Annotated in this window: 2 protein-coding genes; both read left to right on the plus strand. The window is 43.0% G+C overall.

The annotated features are described in order from the left end of the window. Positions 1–821 precede the first annotated feature (821 nt). Positions 822–1,268, plus strand: coding sequence for a hypothetical protein (locus F6K49_RS42940; protein ID WP_293107678.1), 447 nt, complete (start codon positions 822–824; stop codon positions 1,266–1,268). 5 nt (positions 1,269–1,273) lie between these two features. After that, positions 1,274–2,166, plus strand: an 893-nt coding sequence (locus F6K49_RS42945) for an NB-ARC domain-containing protein (RefSeq protein ID WP_293107681.1), incomplete at its 3' end; no start/stop codon positions are given.

Here is a 2,166-nt window from a genome sequence, read left to right on the forward strand (position 1 = left end):
TATAGTGTTTTCGGGGCTTCAGTAGCAGTTATCAGTCTTTTAGTACATTTGTTCTGCGAATTTGACATGCTCCCATCACATTCACTAAGGCCACTATATTTTACGAATCATTTAGGACTGCTATAGTTGGCATCGTTATATGATATTTATTCTAGCGTTTTGGATGCGATCATATTCCATCCCTTAACCCATTCATACCCAACGGTAAAAATCCCCAAGTTCCCATCCAATTTCCGCGATCGCACTCCCCTGTTCATACCTGCATCAGCTTTCCCATATCCGCACCCAAAACCCCAAGTAAACCGATTGTGTTCGCGTAGGGTGACCAAAGGGCGATCACGTTCACTGCTGTTCTAGTAGTCACTTGATGTATCCTTTCCGGAAAGCAATAAGGGAATTCTACACGAGGGTTGACTGGTTATGATTCAGATATGGTCAAAAATACAGCAAAAATCAATCCAATCAACTATTTCACACTTTCCGGAAAACAATTTAACAGTGGATTATAGGCAAACCACCTGATACTTAACCCGATGGCTGCGATGAAGCGAAGCTTCCGCCAAAGGCGATCGCTTCCGGAGCGCAGCGTGACCAAAGGCAATCGCGTAGTGTCTCCACTATGCCGAGGGTCATGTAGATGTTAGGTTTTCAAACATTGCTGCTTACATGCCTTGGGCTTCGCGACTATTTCGGGTATATAGCAATTCTCATAACTGCGAGAAACGCTACAATTAATTATCTTGACTTGGTTTCCCACTTCAAGGATAATATTTAGACCTTAATCAGAATCAAAAGCCTGGGTTATGGATAGTGCTTTACTGGTGAAATTTCTAGCACCCTGTTTGCCATTTCTGCTGAAAGCAGGAAATAAGGTAGTGGAAGGCGCACTTCAAACATTAGGTGAGGATGTTTGGAGAAAAGCGACGGCTGTATGGGGTAAGTTACAACCGAAGCTAGAAGCCAAGCCATTAGCAAAAGGGGCTGTAGAGGAGTTGGCTAACTCTCCTGATGATCCAGATGCATTGGACGTACTCCAGAAACAACTCAAGAAGTTACTAGAGCAAGAACCGGAGCTGGCAAAAGACCTAGCCGAGTTGTTGGAAAAAAAGCCAGAGGGAATAACCAAAAAGCCAGGAGCAATAAACGCTGGTCGTGACGCAACCGTTAGCAGTAGCGATCAAACAGCCACTCAGCCAGGGAATAGCAATATCAACATAGGTTCAGCCAAAGATGTGAATGTTAGTAATTGGCCATCTATCCAAAAATAGTTGAGATGAACTCAGAAGAGTTGAACGCTATATTCTGGCGCATTTTAGGAGGAAATCAAACTAATTCAGACATAGCCGCCCTGCGAGATGTGTTAATCTCTACCGGAAATCAATATGTTGTTCAGTCGGGTAGTGGCAACATCAACATCGGTCAAGGACATGATATTAATATTGAAAACTATACTTTTAATCTTCCAGAAGCAGAAATTATCCGTAAGTTTTTGGAGAAGCTTACGACAATTCCGCACAATTTAGCTAGAGTACGCAGTGGCGTAGTCAACTTTGTCGGTCGGGAAAAACAACTCAAAGACTTACACCAACAGCTTCAAGAGAAGGAGCGAATTGCTATCACTGCTGTAGTTAGCGGTATGGCTGGAGTAGGTAAAACTGAACTAGCTATACAGTATGCTCAGCACCAGAAACAGCAATCTACCTATCCCGCTGGTATTTGTTGGATACAGGTACAAGAATCCAACCCTGGGTTACAATTGCTGAGTTTTGCTAAGTCTCAGCTCAATCTTAATCCTCGTAAAGATTTGGAGTTACTAGACCAGTTAGACCACTGTTGGTCTCAGTGGCCGCCTTTAGATGGTGATGTCCTGATCATTCTGGATGATGTTAGAAACTACGAGGAAATTAAAGGCTATTTACCCCCCCAGGAATCTCGTTTTAAAGTACTAATAACGACACGTAAATATTGGCTATCAGAATCCTTTGAACAATTACGCCTAGAGGTGTTAGATGAGCAAGCAGCCTTGGAGTTATTAACTTCTTTTATCGGTAAGTCAAGACTGGAAAAAGAACCAGTAGCAGCCTCTCAACTCTGTAACGACTTAGGATATCTACCATTGGGATTGGAGTTAGTGGCACGCTTCCTCAAAAGACGGTCTCATTGGAA

This window comes from Moorena sp. SIO3I6 (genome assembly GCF_010672095.1).